The following is a 17,748-nucleotide window of genomic DNA, read 5'->3' on the forward strand; positions in this document are numbered from 1 at the left end:
CCTATCCTTTCAATAATTAAGAAAGGTTTGAGTAACGTAATTGCCTCAATTGCCCATTGTGCGGAGCGGCCAAGTTTGGACGGTTCATCTAATGATCGGCCGGTCGCACCTTGTTAGGCTTCGAATCCTTGATCAGGTATCCGGGGGCACGGAGATGTGCCACGGGCAATCCACGGAGGGACTCCCCCATGACTTCGACGCCCTGCCCTCAGCCCGGCTCGGCGGACCGGGGCGCCAGCCAAGAGCCCAGGGACACGCCCGCCGGACCGTTGTCGGGTCTGCTGGTGGCCGATTTCTCCCGCGTCTTGGCTGGCCCGCTGGCCACCATGACGCTGGCCGATCTGGGCGCCCGCGTGATCAAGGTGGAACGCCCCGGCACCGGCGATGACACCCGCAGCTGGGGACCGCCGTTCTCCCCCACCGGGGCCACCTACTTTGAAAGCGCGAACCGCAACAAGGAATCGGTCTGCCTGGACCTTACCGACCCCGGCGATCTGTCGCTGGCCAGGGAATTGGCCCTGCGTGCCGATGTGCTGGTGGAAAACTTCAAGCCCGGCGGCATGGCGAAACTGGGCCTGGGCTATGCGGAGCTCTCCGCCCGCAACCCCGGACTGATCTATGTCTCAATTACCGGGTTTGGCAGCGCCGGCGGAGCAAATCTGATGGGATATGACTTCATCGTCCAGGCCCTGGGCGGGCTAATGAGCATCACGGGCGAGAAAGACGGCAGCCCCACCAAGGCCGGCGTCGCCCTGGTCGACGTCCTGACAGCCAAGGACACCACCATTGGCGTCCTTGCCGCCCTGGCCGCCCGCGCCACGTCCGGATGCGGGGCCCATCTGGAGCTCAACCTGCTCTCCAGCCTGCAGGGCGCGCTGGCCAACCAGGGCCAGGCCTTCCTGGGCGCGGGCAAGGTTCCGCACCGCATGGGCAGCGCCCATCCCTCGATCGTGCCGTACCAGTTGCTCGAGTGTGCGGACGCGCCGCTGGCGGTGGCCTGCGGCAACGACGGACAGTTCGCCAAGCTGGCCCAGGTCCTGGGCGTTGCCGGGCTGGCCCGTGACCCGCGCTTTGCCACCAACAATGCGCGGGTGGAACACCGCACGGAATTGGTGCCCCTGTTGGAGGATGCCCTGTCCGCGTCCTCTGCCCGCAACTGGCAGGACAAGCTCATCGTCGCCGGCGTTCCGGCCGGCCATGTGGCCGGCATCGATGAGGGTCTCGATTACGCCGAGTCGCTGGGCCTTGAACCGACCATCGAGGTCCGCAACGCCGCGGGCCAGCCCGCCGGGCGGCAAATCCGCCATCCCATTACGTGGACGCCCGCGTTCCCGGCACCCGTGGCGGCCCCGCCCTCGCTGGGCGAACACAGCCACACAGTCCGGGCGTGGCTGGCGGCCGGCGGCGCAGCCGCCGGGAGTGCCGGGGTTAACCGATACGGCGCTACACCCAGCGCAGCGCCAACCACAGGTTAGCCGCCACATCGGGATCGTCCGGATCCGCCTGCAGCAGTTCGGCGGCAATTCCCATCCGGTGGCGCAGCGAGTTCCGGTGGATCCCCAACTCGCGCGCGGCCCCCTCCCACTGGCCCCGGTGCCGCAGATAGGAGCGCACGGTGCCGATCAGGTCGGCCCGCTGGTACCCGCGCAGCGCGGCCACCCAGCCCTGGGCCCGCGGATCCAGGGCACCGGCAGCGACTTCGACAATCTGCCCGGGATCCAGCGCACGCACCATGGCGGCCAGTTGTCCGGCCTCATCGTGGACCCGTTCCAGCGGCATCGGCCGGCTCAGCACCGCGGTGACCACGGCGTTGCCGGTGTCATACGGGCCCGACGGCGTGGTGTCGCCGCCGCGGCCGGGCGCGCCGGCGTCGTCGTGCTCCGCGTCCAACAGGTAGTAGCTCAGGCCGCCGGCCAGATGGCGCAGGCGGCAGGATCGCAGGGCGCTGGCGGCCTGCGGCCAGCCGTTCCAGCCAGAGTCGGCGCGCAGTCCCGATTCCAGTTCCACGGAAGCCGCCGCGGCCTCTGTTTCGCCGCGAGCCACCAGGACCCGCACGGACCCGGTGGGCGCGATGATGCCCAAGTCCGGGGCCAGGGCCCGGCCGGCGTCAACATGTCCGGTCAGAAAGAGCTTGGTCACGGCCGAGTCGAGCGCGGCGGCGGTGGCGTCGCTCTCCTGCTGTTGGGCGGCCTTGAGCGAAAGCAAGACGCACACCGTCATGATGATCTGCCGGTCAGCGCGGGTCAGTTTACGTCCGGCACCAATGGCCAGGAACCCGACCGTCCGCCGCCCCACCAGTACCGGGTACTCCACCACGTCGGTGCCATGGACCTGAAAGGTGGAGGCCGAATGCGTCACCGCCATGTCAAGCCGCGAGGTCTCCCTGCGCAACTGCCCCACAATCGCGTGGTTGTCCGCCGGCCACAGCGTTTCCGTCCCGTTGTCCGCCGGCAGGTACGCCACCCAGCCGCCCAGCGCCTGGGCCAGCGCCTTGACCACGGAAGGGAGTGCATCCGGCTGCGTCGCCGCACGGGCCAGGGCCGTCTGCGTGCCGAGGCTGGCGGTCAGGTCCGCCCGCCCCTCCCTGCCCACCAGGTCCCAATAGGCGCGGGACACATTCATGAACGGCGTACCGTCCGGCACCACCAGCAGCTCCAGTCCTTCCGCTGCACAGGCGGCAATCAACGCGGGCGGCACCTCATCCACGCCGGCGCCCAGGCCAAGCCCCAGAGCTGCGATGTTGCGCTCCACCAGGCGCCGGACGTAGGCCCGCACTCTGGCTTCTCCGCCCGAGACGGGAATGCCCGTGGTGAGGAGGAGCTCGCCGCCTTCCAAATAGGGAGTGGGATCGTCGAGCTCGGATATGTGCACGCCCGAGATCTGCCGGCGTGCCGCCGGACCACCCGCGGCCGGGCGGAGATCGCTACCGAGTTGGCTGTGGAGCTGGGCCAGACTGATCACGTGGTGGTCCTTTCCTGGGCAGACGCAAACCCTTTGGGCATTCTAACCAAATGAGGGTCAATCCTGGACAGACCATCCAATGCCCGTCGGGAGAGAGCCCCATTACCTTTGTGTAGGTGACCAGATCCACAGACAGCCTCCCGGAGAAGACCATGAATGAATCCGCTGACCTGCTGAACCTAGATTGCCTCTTCAGCCCGGAAGAACTGGCCATGCGGGACAAGGTGCGGTCCTTTGTGGACAGCACCATCCGGCCCAATATCGCCACCTGGTATGAACAGGCCATCTTTCCGGTAGAGATCATCAAGGAGATGGCCGGGCTGGGTCTGCTTGGCATGCATTTGAAGGGCTACGGCTGCCCGGGCCGTTCCGCTGTGGAATACGGCATCGCCGCCTTGGAACTTGAGGCGGGCGATTCAGGCCTGCGCACGTTCGTCAGTGTGCAGGGCTCGCTCGCGATGAGCGCCATCTACAAGCACGGGTCCGAGGATCAGAAGAACCAGTGGCTGCCCAGGATGGCCGCCGGCGACGTCGTCGGCTGTTTCGGGCTGACCGAGCCAACCGCCGGCTCCGATCCAGGCAGCATGAAGACCTTCGCCCGCCGCGACGGAGAGGACTGGGTCATCAATGGCTCCAAGCGTTGGATCGGACTGGCCTCGATCGCCCAGATCGCCATCATCTGGGCCATGACCGAGGACGGCGTGCGCGGCTTCATCGTGCCCACCGACACCCCCGGGTTTGAGGCCACCCCGATTGAACCCAAACTCTCCATGCGGGCCTCCATCCAGTGCGACATTGAACTGAGCGAGGTCCGGCTCCCGTCCACCGCGATGCTGCCCAACGCGAAAGGACTTCGCGGCCCGTTCGAGTGCCTCAACGAGGCCCGCTACGGCATCATCTGGGGAGTCATGGGGGCCGCGCGCGACAGCTACGAGACTGCGGTCAGCTACTCGCAGCAGCGCCTCCAGTTCGACAAGCCGCTGGCTGGCTACCAGCTGACCCAGGAAAAGCTGGTCAACATGGCCCTGGAAATCAACAAGGGCATGCTTCTGGCACTGCAGATCGGCCGTCTCAAGGAAGCAGGCCAGCTCAAGCCGCACCACATCTCCGTGGGGAAGCTCAACAACTGCCGCGAGGCCATCCAGATCTGCCGCGACGCCCGCGCCATGCTGGGCGGCAACGGCATTACCCTCGACTATTCGCCGCTGCGGCACGCCAACAACCTGGAATCGGTGCGCACCTATGAGGGCACGGACGAGGTCCACATCCTGATCCTCGGCAACCACATCACGGGCATCCCGGCCTTTCGCTAGGACGCGGCCAGGATCAGCGCAGGACGATGTCCACGGGGTTCGCCTCGGACCGCCAGGTGCCCTCCGTGCCGGGACGTGGCGCAATCACCGGAGCTGTCAGGACGCCGGAACGGTTGGTGCGCTTGTCCCGGAGGATCTCCGTCACCGAACCCAGGTGCCGGGAGAGGTCGATCACGTTCTCCGGCGCGGCCAGCAGGAGCTGGAAACCGAACTCGTGCAGCGCCTTGATGCCCGCGCCGGCGAATTCCTCGGAGGCGAGCACAAACGCCTCGTCCATCATCACGGTGCCGTACGTGGTGAAGCCCTGCTCGGCGATGCCCAGCTGGTAACTCAGCGCCGCGGCCATGATGAACGCGGTGAAGCGCTGCCGCTCGCCGCCGGACATCGAGCCGGTGTCCGCGTGCATGTAGACCTCGGTCTTCTTCGCACCCTTCACTGATACCTTCGGACCAGAGCCCTGGGAACCGGCGCCCTGCACTTCGCGGTGCTCCTTGCACTGAATGAACAGGTGGCCGCGGACGTCCAGCACTTCGGCCCGCCAGCGACGGTCCTCCGGTGTCTGCGAGCCGAGCCGCTTCACGAGCGTTTCGAGCGACTTGTAGCGGGTGGTGAGCTCGGCGTCGTCGTCCGTCTCCGCCCCGGATGCAGGAGTGACCGTCTTGCCGGGCCGGGTGTGCCGGACCTTGAGCGCGTTCTGGATGGCGTCCTTGAACTGCTTCGCCGTCGCGGGGAGCGTCTGTTTGATGTCGAGTTCCAGGAAGCTGCCCTCGTGGAAGTTGACCTCGGACAGGATCCCGTTCAGCGGCAGGATGCGGCTGGTGATCGCGCGGCGTTCCTCGTCCAGCAGGTGCAGCAGGGTGGAAAAGGACTCGTGCGTCCGCTGGTTGAAGAACTGCCGGAACTCGGCCTCCTGGGCGGGCAGCCCGTCGCTGACAATCGCGTGGTAGCGGGATTCGAATTCCCCCGCGGCGCCGATCGAGGTGCCGTGGTCCGCGGAAATCGCCGTGCCCCATTCCCGGACGAAGCCCTCGAAAATGCGGGTGAGGCGCTCCGAGGTGGCCTGCCCGCGGGACTCGGCCCCGTGCAGTTCCGCCAGGAGCCGGGTGCGGACCTGGTTGGCGAGGTTGTCGAGCTCGTGCATCTCCAGGACGTCGCCGAAGCCGGTGAAGTACGGTTCCAGCGCGGCGATGCCGGCGTCCGACGGCGGCGCCTGCGCCAGCCGGTTCCGTGCCGCGTCGAGCAGCGAATCAGCGGCGGTCATGCGCGCGTCGAGGGCTTTGTACTCGCTCTGCAGCACGGCCGCGGACTCGGTGCTGGACTGGTGCTTGTGCCGCGCGGCCTCGATGCTGGCGCGCAGCGGTTCGAGGTCGGCCTGCGCGGCGAGGGCGTCCATGAGGCGCTGCTCGATCCGGGCGAGCTCCTCCTCGGCCACGGCTGCCGAGACCTGCTCCCAGGGCCGGTGATCGTCGGCCACCCGGCGCAGGGCATCGAGCTGCCGGGTCATGCCCTGGTGTGACTCTTCCCGGGTTTGCGCCAGTTGGGCGGCCTTGGCCAGCTCCTGCTGCAGGTCCTCAACCTGGGCCGCGACCAGTTCAAGCTTGGCAGCGTTGTCGAACCCGAGGACGTAGTCCTGGCGGGACGTGAAGCGGTCATCCTTTTCCACCGTGTGGCGGTTGCGCTTGACCACGCCGCCCAGGCTCAGGCCCTTGTCCAGGCCGGCGAGCTCGTCCGGGTCTTCCACGCACGGGTAGGCGAAGTCGAGGGCAATCCGTTCGCGGAGCCAGGCGCTGGCCTGGGCAAGCGCCTCGGAGTGGGGGCCGGCGTCGGTGAGGAAACTGAGCTTGGTCAGCAGGTCGCGATCGGCCACGTCCTCGACGGCCAGCGCGCCGCCGGCCAGGGGCCGGGAGACGTCCACGGCGCGCAGCGCCCCGCGCACGGAATGGTCGTTGAGGTACCGGGTGACGGCCGCGAAGTGCTCGCCCGGGACCAGCAGCGTGGTGGCCAGGCTCCGTAGCGCGCGCTCGGCGGCCGGGCGCCACTGTTCCTGGCCCTCGGCGAGGTCGATCAGTTCGCCACCGAAGGGCATATGCTCCTCGGGGACGCCCGTGGCGGCGGCAATGGCGCTCCGGTTTTCAATGCTCGACGGCGGCAGCAGCGACTTGCGCGTCTTCAGCGAGACGAGTTCCTGCTGGGCCGCAGCGAGTTCGCGCTTCCTGGTGGCGTGGCCGTCAAAGGCCTCGAAGCGCAGTTCCTTGAGCGCCTCGGAATCGTCCTGGAGCTCGGCGGAGCGTGCCGCGGCGTGCTCGTGGGCCTGTTCCCAGCCGGCGGCCGACCACTGGAGTTCCAGCCCGGCGTCGGTCAGCGCCTTGCGGGTCGATTCCTCCACTTCCTGCCGGAGCTTGAGCCCCACCCGGGCGTTCTCCAGGGACTGCTCTATCGCGGAAATCGCGTTGCCGCCCTGGTTGTTGTACTCCCCCTCCAGCTGGCGGAGCTCCTTGGCGAAGCCGTCGCGGACCGCGCGTTCGGCGGCCAGGTCCGTGGCCTTCGCCTGGGCGAGCTCCTTCAACCGGGCCAGGGTCTTCTCATGGACCGTGACGGCGAGCTGCTGTTTGTAGGCCTCGAATTCCTCGCCGGAAAGGTCCCGCAGCCGGTTCGCGTCCAGCAGCGCCTGCGCGTATTCCTTGTTCAGCCCGGGGACGGGAGCCAGCTGGTCGCGCTGCTGCCTGACGTCCTCGAGGCGCTGCCGGATGGACATGAGGTTGCTGAATTCCTCGACGACGTCGTCCGCTGCAGCCAGTGTGGCGGGGGCATCGAGGACCTGGTCACGGAAGAAGGTGTTGACGCTGCCGCCGAGACCCTTGCCGGCCTGGATGACGCGCAGCAGCGGGAGGGCCTGATCCGAGTTGATGCCGAGAAGCCGGCGGAAGCGTTCGGCGAAGGCCTTGTGGACGTCGAAGATCTGGGCGTCCGGGAAGATCGCGTCCAGCGCTGACTTGGTGAACCGCTTCTCCGCGATGCCCTCGATCGCCGCGAGGTCCAGCGGCTTGTTGTCGATCACGTAGTACCGGCCGACGCTGGATTCCGTGCCGTTCTTGGGCAGGTCGAACAGCGCCGAAACGGTGACTTTGGTGCCGGCGGCGTTGTCGAACGTGAGCGCGACGGCGGACCAGGTCGCCCCGGGGCGCTGGAACGCACTCGCCGAGCCCTCGCCTACCGCCTTGTCGCCCACCTTGCCGCGCATGTACGTGAACGTGGTGCGCTTGTCCTCGACAGCGCCGCCGGCCCGCTGCGCCGCGGCTTCGTTGGAGCGGGGGCGGGCATCGAAGACCCGAAGCATGGCATCGAACAGCGTGGACTTTCCGACGCCCGAATTGCCGGTCAGCAGGGTGCCGTTGCGGTCCACGTGCATGGTGTGGGCGCCATGGAATGTGCCCCAGTTGACCACCTGGACCAGGGCAAGACGCATCTGGCCGGGGTTGGTGAGCTCGCCCATCGGCAGCATGGTTGCGATGCTCACTTGGCTTCTCCATTCTTGTCCGTGGTTGCGTCAGGCGACGACGGCGATGCCGCCCCCGCCCCTTCGCCGGACAGCATTCGTCCTGCGGACGATGCTGCCGGCTCCGACAGGCCCGATGCCACTCCCGGGGCGGCATCGCCGTCGTCGTCGTTGTCCAGGTCACCTTCCGGGGCGGCATCGGCGGCTGCGTCGTCGTCATCGTCACCGGTAGCGGCGGCGGCATCGCCGTCGTCGTCCGGGTCGTCCTCCGTGTTTGCCACGGTGTCTGCGTCGAGTTCGATCAGTGGCTCCGTTCCCGACTGGTCCGTGCTGGCCGCTACCAGGGCTTGGATTTGGGCCGGGATGTCGCCGATGTTTTCGAACGGCAGGGCCAAGGGGAGGGCGTTGGAGATCGTGTAGACCTCGTCCAGGCCCGTGGCGAGGAGGAGCTGGCGGGCCAGGAGCTTGGTGATGGCGCGATTGACGACGTCGGCATCGCGCAGGGCGTCCTGCTGGCCGGTGGGCTGGTAGTGGGCGACGAGTTCGGCGATTTCCTCGCGCGTGATCGTGGGGTCCGTCTGGGCGGTGACGTGGCGGTCCAGGAGCAGGCGCAGGCGGAGCAGGACGATGGTCTCGACCCGGCTCAGGGCACGCTGCTGGCGCAGGATGCTGGAACGGGTGCTGCCGCCGATCGCCTCGGGGTCGACGGGGCGCAGGACGGCGACCTTGCGCTCGTGGTCCAGCTGCAGCGTGAGGAAAAGCTCGGAGAGGCGGCTGCGCAGGATCAGCTGGTTGTCCAGGAGCGTGGTCCACAGCTTTTCGTCGCGGCCGCCGTCGATGTACGGGCCCTTGAGAAGCTTCACGAGCGCCTGCCGCACTTTCATGGGGAGGACGCCGGTGTCGCCCGGGAAGAGGGCGGCGCCGTCGACAAACGTGTCCCGGGGCGTGACGGTGAAGGGGTCGCTGCGGACGTGGGCGCCATCGCTGTCCTCAGGCGCTGGGGCGGGCACGGGCGCGGGCTGCAGGTCCGGCGTCGTAGTCTCTGGCGCGGTCTCAATCGCAGTCTCTTCAGTCATGGTCAATCCTTCGCGAGCGTGACGACGGGCAGGTAGGCGGTGCGGGTGGTGCCGTCGATTTGTTCGAATTCGATGGGGCCCCAGGCCCCGCGGTCGAAGCCGGCGCCGTCATGGAGGGTCTGCGACAACAGGGCCCGGATGGAGTTGATGTGGCGTTCCTCCGCCGGCAGTTGCGCCCAGGCCTCGGTGAGGGTCGAGGCCCCCGCGAGCGCGGCGCGGATGGCTTCCGGCTTGGCCTTGGCGGTACGGGGCGAGCGCGCCCGGTCCGAGTCGGAGAACGCGATGGGGTCGGCCAGTTTGGGCGGAGCCGCGAATTCGTCAGGGTCGAAGAGCTTGACCATGGCCAGGGACTCGAAGCCGGCACTGAACAGCACCGGACCGCGGACCAGGCCAGGCCGTTCGCGCTCGTACGGCAGGGAGCGGATCGCCTGCTCGGCCTCCCGCAGGACCTTGCGGAGCCGGACCGACTGCCGGAAGTCGTCACTTTGGACGTAGGTGTTGAGGCTCTCGCTGAGTTTGCCGTAGATCCGCTGGATCTGGCTGTGCTGGCTGCGGAGTTCGGCCACGAGGTTCTTGAGGGTCTCGCGTTCATCGTGGCTGAGTTCGTCCGCGAACTGCCGGCTCAGGACTTCGCCGATCGCCGACCGGAACCTCAGCTGCTGTTGTGGGTCCTCCAGGAACGCGGTGAAGGAGCGGAATGTCCGGCCTTCGGGGCTCTGCCGCAGCCGCTTGTCGGCCTCGAGCACCTGGGCCATGGTGGCGCCTTTGCTGAGGGATTCCTCGATGATCTGGTTGCGCAGCTCCCCCACGAGCTCTTCGATCCGGTCACGCATCTTCTTGTAGTCCGCGGGCAGGCTCGCCGCGAGATCGAGGATGTTGCCGGCGGCCTCCACGGCCTCGTCGTCGTCGAGCAGTCCGTCGAAGTCCCCGGAGCTGATGTCCTCCATCAGCTGGCGGCGCTCGTCAATCTCCTCTTCGAGGGATTCAATGCGTGCGCTCTGGTCCGGGTTGGTCTCGTTGGCGAGCTTCTCGACGTCGCCGAGGAGTGTGCCGAGCCGGGAGCCGTTCAGCGTGGACCGCTCGCTCGAGAGGCTGTCCAGGAAAGCCAGGACGCGGGCAGCAGGCTCGGTGACTTCGTAAACGATCTGGCCCGACTGGTTCCGGCGGGTCAGGAAGTTCTTGCGGGTCCATTCGTCCGCATATTTCTTTCCGGAAAGTGCGCCGTTGCCCGGGGCGCTGTGCTGCTCTCCCGTGCCCGGGTCCTGCCGGCGGAGCTGCTCGAGGAAGGCGTCGACGTCGGCGTGGAACTGTTCCAGCGGCAGCTGCGCGCGCGTGCGGGTGAAGGAGGCCTGGAGCACGGCGATCACCCACGGTGCCGAGCGCGTCAGCGCCCAGGCAGGTCCTTTGGTGAGGAGCTCGAGGTCCCGAAGCCGGGCGCTGATGGCGTCGGCTGATGACACGGCGGAGCGGGACACGCACTCTCCTTCGGCTGCCAGGGGATGGTTTGGGGTGGCGTTGCGGGGTAGCGGATTCGAAAAACTGCCAGCTACAAGGTTAACGCAGGGCTCCGTCCGCATTCATCGTTGTCTGCTCCCCTATGTCGGAGCACACTGGAATGACCAGCTGAAAGGAAACGATCATGCGGAAGAGAACGATCTGGATCACGGGGGCGGCCTCTGCAGCGGTGGTGCTGGGGGGAGCGTCGATTGCGGTCGGGGCCACCCAGCAGGTCCGGGATCTTGCCGGGAGTCCTGACGACCTGACGGCCAGCATCGGGAAACTTGCCCTTGGGGACGATTCCGACGGACCGGCGCTCACCGACGCCGACCGTGCCATGGCATCAAGCGCGGCACTGGCGAAGGTGGGCCAGGGCAGCGTCACCGAAGTGGAGCGCGATGACGACTCCGGCGCGGCCTACGAGGTCGAGGTGCGCCTCAACGACGGATCCCAGGTCGAAGTCGCCCTCGGCGCGGACTTCCAGGTCATGAGCCAGAGCGCCCCTGAACACGACGACGACTGACGCAGGGGCAGCATCCCCGGCGGTGGCAAGGCGTGCGACACCCGCGTTTGGTGAGGGTGCCGCAACTTCGCCGTGACCTACGCCCCGGTAGCATTTCGATCCCGTATCAAGAGGCCACGAACGTCCAAAGGACCCTAGTTCGGCACGCCTCCGGCACCCTACGCTCGGGCTACTGGTTCAACCGGAGCAATGGTGCAGGGGGAAGAATGCAGTTCGACCTAAGCGCAGTGGAAACCGGCACGATGGTGGTCATTGGAACCCTCGTGTTCGCCGTGATGATCGGCGCCTTCATGATGGTGTCCGCGTTCGCGGCCATGGTTCTGGTCGGGGTGGGCCGGCTCGCCTGGTACCTCATGGCCGGCGCGGTGGTTGGCCTGGTCCACGGCATCAACCACGGTTGGGACCGGCTGGTCCACCACGCCTCAACGGTGGAGTTGCCCGCCGATTTCCAGGTCGACTTCGGCACGGACTTCCGGCCCGACTACCCGGGCCAGGCATCCCCTAGCACAGGCACTTACCCGCGAGTAGTATTGCGGGACAGCTGAAGGGTCCTCCACCCGCGGCGGATCCAGGCTCAAGCCGGTTAACCGGTTAGAGGAGATGCCCAGTGAGCTCCGCCATTGAAGACCCCACCACCGCATCAGGTACTCAAACACCAGGCCCGTCAACACCAGGCACTCCGGCGCCGGAGACCGCAGGGGCGCCGGACCACGTCGGCCCCGACGCGACGGCCGCCGACGCCCGGGCCATTGCCGAGGCCGCCCGCGAGACCAGCTGGAACCAGCCCAGCTTCGCGAAGGGACTTTACCTTGGCAGCTTCGACTTGAGCCTGATCCATCCGTGGCCCGAGGCCCCCGCCGACGACGTCGAACGCGGCGAGGCGTTCATGGCCCGGCTGACCGACTACTGCCGCACGATGTCCGGTCGCGCCATCGAGCGCGACGACCGGATCCCGGACGACTATCTCAAGGGGCTCGCTGAGCTCGGCGTGTTCGGAATGAAGATTCCCCGCGAATACGGCGGGCTGGGCCTCACGCTCGTGTACTACGGCCGCGCACTGGCCCTGCTTGGCTCGGTGCACCCAAGCCTCGGCGCCCTGCTCTCCGCCCACCAGTCGATCGGCGTCCCGGAGCCCGTCAAGGTCTTTGGCACGCCGGCCCAGAAGCGTGAATACCTGCCCCGCTGCGCCGCCGGCGCCATCACCGCTTTCCTGCTCACCGAACCCGACGTCGGCAGCGACCCCGCCCGGATGGGCAGCACGGCCGTCCTCTCCGACGACGGCGAGTCATACGTCCTGGACGGCGTCAAGCTGTGGACCACCAACGGTGTTATCGCCGAACTCGTCGTGGCCATGGCCCTCGTGCCGCCGCACACCGATGCGGACGGGACCGCCCACAAGGGCGGCATCAGCGCGTTCGTGGTCGAAATGGACTCCCCCGGCATCACTGTGGAAAACCGCAACACCTTCATGGGGCTCCGCGGAATCGAAAACGGCGTCACCCGCTTCCATCAGGTCAGGGTCCCCGCAGCCAACCGGCTGGGCCGGGAGGGGCAGGGCCTGAAAATCGCCCTCACCACACTCAACACCGGCCGGCTCTCGATCCCCGCGCTGTGCGTCGCCACGGGCCGGTGGAGCCTGAAAATCGCTCGCGAATGGTCCAACGCCCGCACCCAGTGGGGCCGGCCGATCGGCCAGCATGAGGCCGTGGGCAAGAAAATCGCCTTCATCGCGGCCAGCGCCTTCGCCCTGGACGCCGTGTTCGAACTCTCCGCGGAAATGGCCGACGCCGGGCAGAAGGACATCCGGATCGAGGCGGCCCTGGCCAAGCTGTGGTCCACAGAGATCAGCTGCCTCATCGCGGACGAACTCGTGCAAATCCGCGGCGGACGGGGCTTTGAAACGGCGGACTCACTCGAAGCCCGCGGCGAGCGCGCCGTCGCCGCGGAACAGCAGCTCCGCGACATGAGGATCAACCGGATCTTCGAGGGGTCCTCGGAAATCATGAAGTTGCTGATCGCCCGCGAAGCCGTGGACGCGCACCTGGCGGCCGCGGGAGACCTCGCCTCGGAGGACGCCCGCCTCTCGGACAAGGCGAAGGCCGCCGTCGGTGCCTCCGGCTTCTATGCGAAGTGGCTGCCCAAACTCGTGGCCGGCGCCGGCATGGACCCGCGGTCCTACAGCGACTTCGGCCGGCTCGCCAAACAGCTGCGCTACGTGGAACGCTCCTCCCGGCGCCTGGCGCGGCAGACCTTCTACGGAATGGGCCGCTGGCAGGCCAAACTTGAGCACAAGCAGGCGTTCCTGGGCCGGATCGTGGACATCGGTGCGGAGCTGTTTGCCATGGCGGCCTGCTGTTCGCGCGCCGAGATGCTGCTGCGGACACAGCCGGAACGCGGCGCCTCCGCGTACGAACTCGCCGAGGCGTACTGCGAACAGGCGCGTGTTCGCGTCGACGAATATTTCGACCGGCTGTGGCGGAACACCGACGACGCCGACCACGCCCTGGCCCGCAAGACCCTGGCCGGCGACTACGCCTGGCTGGAAGCCGGGGTCCTCGACCAGTCCGAAGGGACCGGTCCGTGGATCGCGGACGCCGGCCGGCGGCCATCGGTCCGGGAGGACCTGCACCGCAAGTACCGCTGACGGGCCGCCGCCACGGATAGTAAGCATCCTTGCTAACCGGATTCCGCCGTGGTTAGGTTGACGCCAGACCGTCACCTCCACGGTGCCCGGCCATTCAGCGAAAGTGAGCAGCCCTCATGAGCAGCACCGCAGGCCCCGACGACAAGACGACACGCCACACCACGCAGGAAGACGCCACGACCCGCCCGGTGACGGCAGTCCGCCACGACGACTCCGTCCGCGACGCACCGGTCCGCGACGCTGTTGTCGACCCTGTTGCAGACACTGTCGTGAAAGAGATCCCCACGCGCGAGACGGTCGTGGCCCGCGAGAAGGAACAGTTCGGCGGCATCAAGGTCGGCTCGGCATTCTTCGGTTGGCTGGCGGCCACCGGTACGGCCGTGCTGCTCACCGCGCTGGTCGCGGCCGGCGGCACCGCCGTCGGACTGGCCACCAACACCGACGTGAACGACGCCGTGGACCAGGCGTCCAACAACCAGACGGTCGGGCTGGCCGGCATCATCGTGCTGCTCGTGATCCTCCTGGTCGCTTACTACTGCGGCGGGTATGTGGCCGGGCGGATGGCCCGCTTCAACGGCGCCAGGCAGGGCTTCATGGTCTGGATCTGGGCCCTGATCGCCGCGATCGTGGTCGCCGTGCTGGGCCTGGTAGCCGGGCAGCGCTTCAACATCCTGGCCAGCCTGAACAGCTTCCCGCGCATCCCGATCAACGAGGGCGAGTTGAACACCCTGAGCATCATCGCGGCGATTGTCGTGGCCGTGGTGGCCTTGGTGGGCGCAGTGCTGGGCGGCCTCGCGGGCATGCGCTTCCACCGCAAGGTGGACAGGGCCGGCTTCAGCCCGGCGGCAACGGTTGAGGACCACCCCTCCGGGGACAACTCAGCCAGGGACTCCTCAGCCGGGGACGTCTCACCCGGACGCCACTAGCCCCGGACGCCGCCAGCTTCGGAGGCGTCAGCTCCGGAGGCGTTAGCCGGCCACGACGCCGGACACGTAGTACCAGCGCCGGTCTACGCGCACAAAGCGGCTGGTTTCGCGGTGCAGGCCGCGTTCGCCCTCGTGCCGGTAGTGCGCCTCGAATTCCACCACACCTTCGCTGTCCAGCGGGCCGCCGCGGCTGGTGGAGAGGATGTCCAGGCGTCGCCACTGCATGCCGGAATCCAGCTCCAGTTCTCCGGGGCGGGTGTCCGGATGCCAGGTCCGGAGCAAGTAGTCCACGTCCCGGACCACGAAGGCACTGTACCGGGAGCGCATAAGCTGCTCCGCCGTCGGCGCCTCGGCGTCCCCGCGATGGAACCGGCCGCAGCAGTGCACATACTGCTCCCCCGACAGGCAGGGGCAGTTCCCCTCATATGGCGGGGCAAATTGCGCGGCCGGACTGCTCACGGACCGGTCCGTGCCAGACGCTTCGGCGGGCTCGGAATCGGCTGCTGCGGCGTGCGTCACAAGGTGTCCTTCCGGCGGGCCGGACGACGCCGGCGGGGGATGTCTTTGACTATAGACGCCCGGCCGGCAGAGCCTTGCCCCGCTCGCGGATAACGGCTTTGACACATCTTCGCCGCGACCGCGCGGGGCGGCACGGGGCCAGCGAAAAGTACGTATTGTTAAGGGGGCTCCTGCCCGCCACGTGCTTGCGGCAGGGACCACGCTGAAGCAGGCCGGCAAGGAGAGGTGACATGGAAGATCCAACGACCATTGCGCTGAACCTGACTTTTTTCGGGACCCTCGGCGTGGCGTTCTTCATGTTCCTCGGCCTCTTCCTGGTCTTCGCCGCCACCCTCGTGCTCGCAGGGGTTGGCCGGCTGGCGGCAGTCGTTGTCCTGGCCGTCGCCGGACTCCTCCGCGGAAGCCCCGTACTACGGGAAGATGCGCTACGGGAAGAGCCGACGCGGCACCAGCCGGCCAAGGCTTCGAAGCCCGCACGCCCCGCCGCGACGGCGAAGCCCCGCCGCCCGGTCCGGAATGCAGGCAAAAAGGAACCGACGCTGTCCCCGGAGTGGGCGGCCGCCGTGGCCCGGGCAGATGCCCGCGCCGCCGCGAGGGCCAGGGCCGAGGCCGGCCCGGCCGTCCGGGTCACCGTACGGGACCTGCCCAACCCGATGGCACCGGCACAGGACATCAAGGAAGTCTCTGCCCTCGTGCAGTCGGCCACGGACACCAATGGAACACTTGGCGCCGTCCCGCGGGCGTTCCAAAAGCCGCCCATGCCCGCAGCGAAGTCCCTGCTGGACACCGGTTCGCTCGTGTCGCTGCGCGGCAATCTTCCCGGCGGAAAGGCCAAGCAGCCGGTCCAGGAGCGCAAGGCCGGCTGAGCCCTTACCCCGGGCAGGCAAGTCGGCTACGTTGGAACCCATGGAATTCAGATACCTCGGGAACAGCGGCTTCAAGATTTCAGAAATCACGTTTGGCAACTGGCTGACACATGGCTCCCAGGTGGAGAACGACGTCGCCACGCAGTGCGTCCGGGCCGCGCTCGACGCCGGCATCAGCACCTTCGACACGGCCGACGTGTACGCCAACACCGTGGCGGAGACGGTCCTCGGCGCAGCTTTGAGGGACGAGCGCCGGGAGTCGCTGGAAATCTTCACCAAGGTATTCGGCCCGACCGGGCCCAAAGGCCACAACGATCTTGGCCTGTCCCGGAAGCACATCATGGAATCCATCAACGGCTCCCTCCGGCGGTTGCAGACGGACTACGTGGACCTCTACCAGGCCCACCGCTACGACTACGAGACGCCGCTGGAAGAGACCATGCAGGCCTTCGCGGACATCGTGCGGCAGGGCAAAGCCCTGTACATCGGGGTCAGCGAGTGGACGGCCAACCAGATCCGCGACGGCCATGCCCTCGCCAAGGACCTGGGCTTCCAGCTGATCTCCAACCAGCCGCAGTACTCCATGCTGTGGAGGGTGATCGAGGCCGAGGTGATTCCGGCGTCGGAAGAGCTGGGCCTGTCCCAGATCGTCTGGTCCCCGATTGCGCAGGGCGTGCTGAGCGGCAAGTACCACCCCGGCAAGCCGGCCCCGGAGGGCAGCCGCGCCACGGATTCCAAGGGCGGCTCGCGGATGATCGAACGCTGGATGTCCAACGAGGTCCTCACCGGCGTCCAGCAGCTCAAGCCGATCGCGGATGAGGCCGGGCTGACCATGGCGCAGCTCAGCATCGCCTGGGTGCTGCAGAACAACAACGTTGCCTCGGCGATCATGGGCGCGTCCCGGCCGGAGCAGATCGAGAAAAACGTCGCAGCAGCGGGCGTGAAGCTGGACGCGGTGATCATGGACAAGATCGACGCCGTCATCGGCCCGCTGGCCGAACGCGACCCCGCGCAGACCAAGTCGCCCGCCTCCCGCGAGGCGTAGGCCCATGCCCAACTTGCCCGAGCTTGCCGTCACGGGGTCCACCGGCAACCTCGGCGGCATGGTGGCCAGGCTGCTGGTCCAGGCCGGCAGCCGACAACGGCTCCTGGTGCGGGACGCCGCCCGGGCACCGGAGCTCGAAGGCGCCGTCCCCTTCGTGACCACCTACGCCGAGCCGGAGCGGGCCAAGGCGGCGCTGGCCGGGGCGAAAACGTTATTCATGGTCTCCGCAGCCGAGGCCGAGGACCGGCTGCAGCAGCACTACGCCTTCGTCGATGCGGCCGCCGCAGCGGGCGTCCAGCACATCGTGTACACCTCCTTCTTCGGCGCGGCTCCGGACTCCACGTTCACGCTGGGCCGGGACCACTTCGCGACGGAGGAGCGCATCAAGGCCTCCGGCATGGACTACACCTTCCTGCGGGACAACTTCTACTTGGACTTCCTGCCGCTGCTGGCCGGCGAGGACGGCGTGATCCGCGGCCCCGCCGGGGACGGCGTGATGGCGGCCGTGACGCGGGCGGACATTGCCCGCTCGGCCGTCACCGTGCTGCGGGACCCGTCCCTGCACGTGGGCCGGACCTATGACCTGACCGGCCCGGAGGACATCTCGCTGGCCCGCGGCGCGGAACTCCTGACCGCCGGAACCGGCCGGGCCATCACCTTCCACAACGAGACCCTGGCGGAGGCCTACGCGTCCCGCGCCTCCTACGGTGCCCCGCCGTGGCAGGTGGACGCCTGGGTGAGCACGTACACGGCCATCGCCGCCGGCGAACTGGCCGGTCCGACGTCGGCGGTGCATGAGCTGACGGGCCGTGAACCACTGAGCCTCGCGCAGTTCCTGGCCGAGGCGCACACGCTGTAGCGCCCTGGGCCGCCCAGGCCCAG

13 protein-coding genes and 1 pseudogene are annotated in these 17,748 nt (G+C 67.9%); 9 read left to right on the forward strand and 5 right to left on the reverse strand.

Annotated features, from left to right (window positions below; all coding sequences use genetic code 11):
- Positions 1 to 188 precede the first annotated feature (188 nt).
- Entirely contained in the window at positions 189 to 1,475 is a 1,287-nt protein-coding gene (locus tag AC1DZQ_RS17265) for a CaiB/BaiF CoA transferase family protein (protein WP_476964638.1), read from the forward strand.
- Here the strand turns inward: AC1DZQ_RS17265 and AC1DZQ_RS17270 are convergent.
- On the reverse strand, positions 1,444 to 2,961 hold the full coding sequence (locus AC1DZQ_RS17270; RefSeq protein ID WP_476964639.1) for a PucR family transcriptional regulator ligand-binding domain-containing protein: 1,518 nt from the start codon (positions 2,959 to 2,961) through the stop codon (positions 1,444 to 1,446). The genes AC1DZQ_RS17265 and AC1DZQ_RS17270 overlap by 32 nt on opposite strands.
- 152 nt (positions 2,962 to 3,113) lie before the next feature.
- On the opposite strand from AC1DZQ_RS17270, the gene AC1DZQ_RS17275 reads away from it, so the two are divergent.
- Positions 3,114 to 4,274: an acyl-CoA dehydrogenase family protein gene (locus AC1DZQ_RS17275; protein ID WP_476964708.1), complete on the forward strand. Its 1,161-nt coding sequence runs from the start codon at positions 3,114 to 3,116 to the stop codon at positions 4,272 to 4,274.
- 13 nt (positions 4,275 to 4,287) lie between these two features.
- On the opposite strand, the gene AC1DZQ_RS17280 is transcribed toward AC1DZQ_RS17275, so the two are convergent.
- The 3 genes and pseudogenes from AC1DZQ_RS17280 to AC1DZQ_RS17290 form a co-directional block, all read right to left on the reverse strand.
- Positions 4,288 to 7,791 (reverse strand): ATP-binding protein, encoded by a 3,504-nt coding sequence (locus AC1DZQ_RS17280; RefSeq protein WP_476964640.1) that lies wholly within the window; start codon positions 7,789 to 7,791, stop codon positions 4,288 to 4,290.
- Between the two features lie 197 nt (positions 7,792 to 7,988).
- Positions 7,989 to 8,846, reverse strand: a pseudogene (locus AC1DZQ_RS17285) (DUF4194 domain-containing protein); the annotation flags it as partial.
- Between the two features lie 2 nt (positions 8,847 to 8,848).
- Positions 8,849 to 10,321 carry a DUF3375 family protein gene (locus AC1DZQ_RS17290; RefSeq protein ID WP_476964641.1) on the reverse strand — a complete coding sequence of 491 codons (1,473 nt, stop codon included), beginning with the start codon at positions 10,319 to 10,321 and terminating at the stop codon, positions 8,849 to 8,851.
- 164 nt (positions 10,322 to 10,485) lie between these two features.
- Between AC1DZQ_RS17290 and AC1DZQ_RS17295 the strand changes: the two genes are divergently transcribed.
- The 4 genes from AC1DZQ_RS17295 to AC1DZQ_RS17310 all read left to right on the forward strand — a co-directional run bounded on the left by AC1DZQ_RS17295 (position 10,486) and on the right by AC1DZQ_RS17310 (position 14,436).
- A complete protein-coding gene (locus AC1DZQ_RS17295; RefSeq protein ID WP_476964642.1) occupies positions 10,486 to 10,866 on the forward strand; it encodes a PepSY domain-containing protein in 381 nt (126 codons plus the stop codon).
- Positions 10,867 to 11,072: 206 nt separating this feature from the next.
- On the forward strand, positions 11,073 to 11,411 hold the full coding sequence (locus AC1DZQ_RS17300) for a hypothetical protein (protein WP_476964643.1): 339 nt from the start codon (positions 11,073 to 11,075) through the stop codon (positions 11,409 to 11,411).
- 62 nt (positions 11,412 to 11,473) lie between these two features.
- Positions 11,474 to 13,510, forward strand: a complete 2,037-nt coding sequence (locus tag AC1DZQ_RS17305) for an acyl-CoA dehydrogenase family protein (RefSeq protein ID WP_476964644.1) — start codon at positions 11,474 to 11,476, stop codon at positions 13,508 to 13,510.
- A 116-nt stretch (positions 13,511 to 13,626) separates the two neighbouring features.
- Positions 13,627 to 14,436, forward strand: coding sequence for a hypothetical protein (locus AC1DZQ_RS17310; protein WP_476964645.1), 810 nt, complete (start codon positions 13,627 to 13,629; stop codon positions 14,434 to 14,436).
- A gap of 42 nt (positions 14,437 to 14,478) precedes the next feature.
- Here the strand turns inward: AC1DZQ_RS17310 and AC1DZQ_RS17315 are convergent, their stop codons facing one another.
- Positions 14,479 to 14,895, reverse strand: a complete 417-nt coding sequence (locus AC1DZQ_RS17315; RefSeq protein ID WP_476964709.1) for a YchJ family protein — start codon at positions 14,893 to 14,895, stop codon at positions 14,479 to 14,481.
- A 290-nt stretch (positions 14,896 to 15,185) separates the two neighbouring features.
- Between AC1DZQ_RS17315 and AC1DZQ_RS17320 the strand changes: the two genes are divergently transcribed.
- From AC1DZQ_RS17320 to AC1DZQ_RS17330, 3 genes are read left to right on the forward strand one after another with little or no spacing between them, the layout of a single operon-like run.
- Entirely contained in the window at positions 15,186 to 15,821 is a 636-nt protein-coding gene (locus AC1DZQ_RS17320) for a hypothetical protein (protein ID WP_476964646.1), read from the forward strand.
- 40 nt (positions 15,822 to 15,861) lie between these two features.
- A complete protein-coding gene (locus AC1DZQ_RS17325; RefSeq protein ID WP_476964647.1) occupies positions 15,862 to 16,866 on the forward strand; it encodes an aldo/keto reductase family protein in 1,005 nt (334 codons plus the stop codon).
- 4 nt (positions 16,867 to 16,870) lie between these two features.
- On the forward strand, positions 16,871 to 17,725 hold the full coding sequence (locus AC1DZQ_RS17330) for an SDR family oxidoreductase (RefSeq protein WP_476964648.1): 855 nt from the start codon (positions 16,871 to 16,873) through the stop codon (positions 17,723 to 17,725).
- The last annotated feature ends 23 nt before the right edge of the window (positions 17,726 to 17,748 follow it).

This window comes from Arthrobacter sp. P1_C12_2 (assembly GCF_056406415.1).